Origin of the sequence: Nodularia sp. UHCC 0506, from assembly GCF_034931045.1 — a bacterium.
Taxonomy (GTDB): domain Bacteria; phylum Cyanobacteriota; class Cyanobacteriia; order Cyanobacteriales; family Nostocaceae; genus Nodularia.
This window is the reverse complement of sequence record NZ_JAYGHH010000042.1, coordinates 4,454-9,893: the sequence shown is the minus strand read 5'-3', so window position 1 is coordinate 9,893 and position 5,440 is coordinate 4,454. Positions and strand designations below refer to the sequence as shown.

The following is a 5,440-nucleotide window of genomic DNA, read 5'->3' as shown; positions in this document are numbered from 1 at the left end:
CACTCAGCACTCCCTACTCAACACTCAGCACTCAGCACTCAGCACTCATTAGTAGCGATGGTAGGCGATGGAATTAATGATGCACCGGCACTAGCACAAGCAGATGTGGGAATTGCCATTGGGACAGGAACAGATGTGGCGATCGCAGCTAGTGATATTACACTGATTTCTGGAGATTTACAAGGCATTGTCACAGCCATTCAACTCAGCCGGGCGACCATTCGCAATATTCGGCAAAATCTCTTCTTTGCCTTTATCTACAACGTTATTGGCATTCCTATCGCTGCGGGAATTCTGTTTCCTTTATTTGGCTGGTTGCTCAATCCTATTCTCGCCGGTGCTGCAATGGCTTTGTCTTCAGTCTCTGTGGTGACAAATGCCCTGAGATTGCGAAAATTTCAACCAAAAGTGATCTCTTGAACTGTACAATAATTTAACCAATGTTCAGCAAAAATCTGCTTTGGGCTAGTTTGACTGCTTTAAGCTTATCTGTGGGAACTGCATCAGCAGCCATGCCCATCCATTCGTCAGGAGAAACTAACAAATTTCAAGCCATAGACCAGCCTTTAGGATTAAAATTTGGTGTTACTATGGGTGGTCTAGGGTTAATTGCCGTAGAACTATGGTGGTTTTTGTTCAGTAAATCACCAGTACCAAACAACCGCAAAGAAGAATAAGTTTTGGTTAGGGAAGCGATCGCAGTTCCGTACAGCGATCGCCTAATTGATTGATACCTAGCCACAGGAATCAATCACCAAGATTGTAATTCTCTTATGGTCATAAATGATTGCAGTGGCAAGCCCCTCATCTGGACTAAATCTTGTGATCTGATTCTACAGAACCCGCTCTGTGACTTGCTTTCAACCTGGTCATCTTCTGGTCAAGGGGGGTGAGGTTATGTATTATATTGCCGCGAGATGGCAATTTAAAGCAATTTGGTAAGCGTTTATGCTTAAAATTGCTGAAAGGGTCAATTTAACTTGGCCATGTGTAGGACATCCCCAAGCTATGATCACTGAAATTTTTCCTTTCCGTTTTGAGGTAAACACGGTAGCGATCGCCGGTGCGAGTGTGTGGTCATTGGCGCTATACTTTGCTTTTGCGTCACTGCGTGAGAAAATCATTGAGCAGCTCAATCGCTGGTTTAATTTTGCCGAGCGATCGCTTTACACCAGTCAAACTGAATTTGAAAAGACACGCGAAGCCAGAGAATCCCAAAATGCTTTTTACGCCTCACTATTTAGCATCGTACCTTTTTTGGTAATTGGCGCTTTATCTAACTGGCTGATAGAAATTAGCTTAGGACGCAGCTGGGGAATCAGCTTTGGGATAATGGCTTGTATTATTTCTGGTATCTATGAACTGGGACGACAAAATGCTAGTTTTCCCGATTGAATCCGACATTAAAAGATTTAAAAGTTTTAGGCGAATGAATATGGCTACGCCACGCCAAGGGCGAACGCTACTACACAAACAAAGTCCGCCTGCGCGGACTAAATAGAAACTTTTCCACCCATGTAGGTGGGTTTCGTCTGTATAGCCGCGACTTCTAGTCACCAAGGCTAATTTACAAACTATCACTCACTAAACTGGCTAACTTTTGGGCTGCACCACTTTCTCCCCTAACACTGCGTAATTTTGCCCTGATTGCTTCTAACTTTTCTGGATGATCTAAAAAGTCTAAAACCATTTCTGCGACCTCCTGCGGCTGGAGTTGCCCCACCAGTTCTGGTACTATCTCTTCTTTAGCCCAGATATTCGGCCATGCTAATAAACCTTTGCGACTTAATACCAGAGAGTTGATCACCTTGGCAAAGGTAGAACCCAACACAGGTAAATTAGCTAATAATCCTGGTAAACCATCCCAAGAACGCATTGCATCAAGTTGTTGTGTGGGGATTAAAACAATCATCGGTACTGCTAAAGCACCAAGTTCAGCTGTATTCGCGCCTACCGTGGTTAAACAAATACTGCATTGAGATAATAATTCGTGGGCGGGATTTTCTCTGCACAATTCCAAACACAAACCCGTTGCAGTTTTCAACACCGGATGCTCAGATTCAACTAAAGTGGTCGGTAAACTGCCAAATATATTGACAAAATTGTTTTTGTGTGTATCGGCAAAATTCGCTAAAGTTTGTAAATCCAATGTCGGCGCAACGGGAATCACAAATCTAGTTTGGGGTTTTTTAGCGTGAATATATTCAGCAATAGCCAATAATAATGGTACTCCTTGGGCTAATTTTGCGGCTTTAGATCCAGGAAGTAAACCAATTATTTCAGTGTTAAGGGAAGAATCAGTAGTTATAACTTGCTCAAATTTTTGCGCCTCTAACATCAAATCGCCCACAACGGTGAATTTGTGAGCATATTTTGGAGAAACTTTGGCAGCAACTTTGGCTTGCATGATGCCAAAACGGTCAATCAAATTATGCCAACGTGCATCCCATTCGGCATAAATAACCGTGCGATATCCCAGTTTTTTGCCAATGACTACGGGAAAAATTTGATCGCCACCTAAGAAGACTACCACACCGCGATCGCGCCATTCCCAATTGTCAAAAGTCTTACCCCACAGGAGAAACTGCCAAAAATGCTCTGCTGATTGTACTCTGTCTACTTCTGGATAGGAAAGAGCGATCGCCCCTTCTTTGCCCGTAGCATTTGGACAAGGTGACAAAACCACAGAAATCCTCACCACAGAAGAATCATCCCCTAGTTTTTCCCGCAAAGCCTTAACAACAGGACGCACCCAGGTAGTAACTTCACCAGGGCCATTCGAGAGAATCAAAATATCAACTGGAGTCATTGGTCATTAGTCATTGTCATCTCCCAATATTCCCATATTCCCCAAGCTCTACTCCCCACTCCCCAAATATTACGATTTTGTTACATAAATGTGAGTAAACACTTTTATTATTTGTCAATATTTATAAATAAATATTTATTTTTTTATATCGATTTGTGTCATGTAGACCACGAAATGCTCAAATGGTAAGGTTTTTCTGATAAAAAATTAATATTGCCGAAAAAAAGAAGTAACTCTGGCGGCAGATGTCGCTGAGAACTTCAGTTTAGAGAACATCAAAGGAGCCAATCTGCATGTTCACACACGTCAAGTCCACCATTAGACATATTGCGCCTGATAACTTACGCGGACGTAATTTAATCAAGGTGGTCTATGTCGTGCTTGAGTCCCAGTATCAAAGTGCATTGTCGCAAGCTGTTAGCACGATAAACTCGAACAATCCCAATCTGGCGATTGAAATCAGTGGGTACTTGATCGAGGAACTCCGGGACCCAGAGAACTACGAAGAGTTCAAACGGGAAATGGAGACTGCTAATATCTTTATCGCCTCACTTATTTTCATAGAAGACTTAGCACAAAAAGTAGTTACAGCAGTCGAACCACACCGCGATCGCCTGGATGTTTCGGTTGTATTCCCATCCATGCCCGAAGTCATGCGCCTCAATAAAATGGGGAGCTTTTCCTTGGCACAGTTGGGTCAATCGAAGAGTGCGATCGCTCAATTCATGCGGAAGCGCAAAGAAAAATCCGGAGCAGGATTCCAAGATGGAATGCTTAAACTGCTGCGGACTCTGCCCCAAGTATTAAAGTTCTTGCCAATGGAAAAGGCACAGGACGCTCGACATTTCATGCTCAGTTTTCAGTATTGGCTTGGAGGTTCACCAGAAAACCTGGAAAATTTCTTGCTGATGTTAGCTGATAAATATGTATTAAAAGATGTAGATAAACAAAATTTTGCATCTCCCACTTATGAAGCGCCAGTTGTCTATCCCGATATGGGAATTTGGCATCCTTTGGCGACAACCATGTTTGAGGATATAAAAGAATACCTGAATTGGTACACTGCCCGCAAAGATATTTCTAGTGATTTAAAAGATCCCTTAGCTCCTTGTGTGGGTTTAGTATTACAACGCACGCACCTAGTTACAGGTGATGATGCCCATTATGTAGCCATTGTCCAGGAATTGGAATCACTTGGAGCCAGAGTAATTCCTGTATTTGCTGGGGGATTGGATTTTTCCAAACCCGTGGATGCTTACTTTTATGAACCGACTACCAAAACAACGCTGATTGATGCAGTGATTTCCTTGACTGGCTTTGCCTTAGTGGGTGGTCCAGCTAGACAAGACCATCCCAAAGCCATTGAATCACTCAAACGCCTGAATCGTCCTTATATGGTAGCGTTGCCCTTAGTCTTCCAAACCACAGAAGAGTGGATGGATAGCGACTTGGGCTTACATCCCATTCAAGTAGCTTTGCAAATTGCTATTCCTGAATTAGATGGAGCCATTGAGCCGATAATTTTATCAGGTAGAGATGGGACAACCGGGAAAGCACACGCACTGCAAGATCGAGTAGAAGCCATAGCGCAAAGAGCCTTAAAATGGGCTAATCTGCGCCGCAAGCCCAAACTCGACAAAAAAGTTGCCATCACCGTTTTCAGCTTCCCCCCAGATAAAGGCAACGTCGGCACCGCCGCTTACTTAGATGTATTCGGTTCCATATATGAAGTCTTAAAAGGGCTAAGAAACAACGGCTACGACGTGCAAGACATCCCTGAAAACGCCCAAGCATTAATGGAACAAGTCATCCACGATGCCCAGGCCCAGTATGCCAGCCCAGAACTGAACATCGCTTACAAGATGTCAGTCCCAGAGTATGAAGCACTCACCCCCTACTCCCAACGCCTAGAAGAAAACTGGGGACCACCTCCCGGAAACCTCAACAGCGACGGGCAGAACCTACTAATTTACGGCAAACAATTTGGTAACGTCTTCATCGGCGTACAGCCCACATTTGGTTACGAAGGCGACCCGATGCGGCTATTGTTCTCCCGTTCCGCCAGTCCTCACCACGGCTTTGCAGCTTACTACACTTACCTAGAACGCATTTGGGGCGCGGATGCAGTACTGCACTTTGGTACTCATGGTTCCTTGGAATTCATGCCAGGTAAGCAGATGGGGATGTCTGGAGATTGTTACCCAGATAACCTAATTGGTTCAATTCCCAACCTGTATTACTACGCAGCCAATAACCCCAGTGAAGCGACCATTGCTAAACGCCGCAGTTACGCTGAAACAATTTCCTACCTCACACCACCCGCAGAAAACGCCGGGTTATATAAAGGTTTGAAAGAACTCAGCGAATTAATAGCTTCATACCAAACCTTAAAAGATAGTGGGCGCGGCATTCCCATTGTTAACACGATCATGGATAAATGCCGGATCGTCAACCTAGATAAAGATATTAACTTACCAGAAACCGATGCCAAAGAAATGACCGCCGATGAGCGAGATCATATTGTTGGTAGCGTCTACCGGAAGTTAATGGAAATTGAATCTAGGCTGTTACCTTGTGGGTTGCACGTCATTGGTAAACCACCAAGTGCGGAAGAAGCAGTAGCTACCCTAG

Annotated in this window: 5 protein-coding genes; 4 read left to right on the top strand and 1 reads right to left on the bottom strand. The window is 44.1% G+C overall.

What is annotated here, in order from left to right:
• The 3 genes from VB654_RS19130 to VB654_RS19120 form a co-directional block, all read left to right on the top strand.
• Positions 1 to 420: HAD-IC family P-type ATPase (locus VB654_RS19130; RefSeq protein WP_323215388.1), on the top strand; the 420-nt coding region annotated here is incomplete at its 5' end.
• Positions 421 to 440: 20 nt separating this feature from the next.
• The gene (locus VB654_RS19125; protein WP_323215387.1) at positions 441 to 677 is read left to right on the top strand and encodes a hypothetical protein; all 237 of its coding nucleotides are present in this window, start codon (positions 441 to 443) and stop codon (positions 675 to 677) included.
• Positions 678 to 1,008: 331 nt separating this feature from the next.
• Positions 1,009 to 1,395 (top strand): hypothetical protein, encoded by a 387-nt coding sequence (locus tag VB654_RS19120; protein ID WP_323215419.1) that lies wholly within the window; start codon positions 1,009 to 1,011, stop codon positions 1,393 to 1,395.
• 172 nt (positions 1,396 to 1,567) lie between these two features.
• On the opposite strand, the gene VB654_RS19115 is transcribed toward VB654_RS19120, so the two are convergent.
• Positions 1,568 to 2,809: a lipid-A-disaccharide synthase gene (locus VB654_RS19115; RefSeq protein WP_323215386.1), complete on the bottom strand. Its 1,242-nt coding sequence runs from the start codon at positions 2,807 to 2,809 to the stop codon at positions 1,568 to 1,570.
• A 293-nt stretch (positions 2,810 to 3,102) separates the two neighbouring features.
• Between VB654_RS19115 and bchH the strand changes: the two genes are divergently transcribed.
• A partial coding sequence (gene bchH / locus VB654_RS19110; RefSeq protein WP_323215385.1) for a magnesium chelatase subunit H occupies positions 3,103 to 5,440 on the top strand: 2,338 nt, incomplete at its 3' end.

Excerpts from the sequence above, each read along its gene's own strand:
- VB654_RS19115 (WP_323215386.1), bottom strand. The coding sequence starts at position 2,809 with ATGACTCCAGTTGATATTTTGATTCTCTCGAATGGCCCTGGTGAAGTT.
- VB654_RS19120 (WP_323215419.1), top strand. The coding sequence starts at position 1,009 with ATGATCACTGAAATTTTTCCTTTCCGTTTTGAGGTAAACACGGTAGCG.
- VB654_RS19125 (WP_323215387.1), top strand. The coding sequence starts at position 441 with ATGTTCAGCAAAAATCTGCTTTGGGCTAGTTTGACTGCTTTAAGCTTA.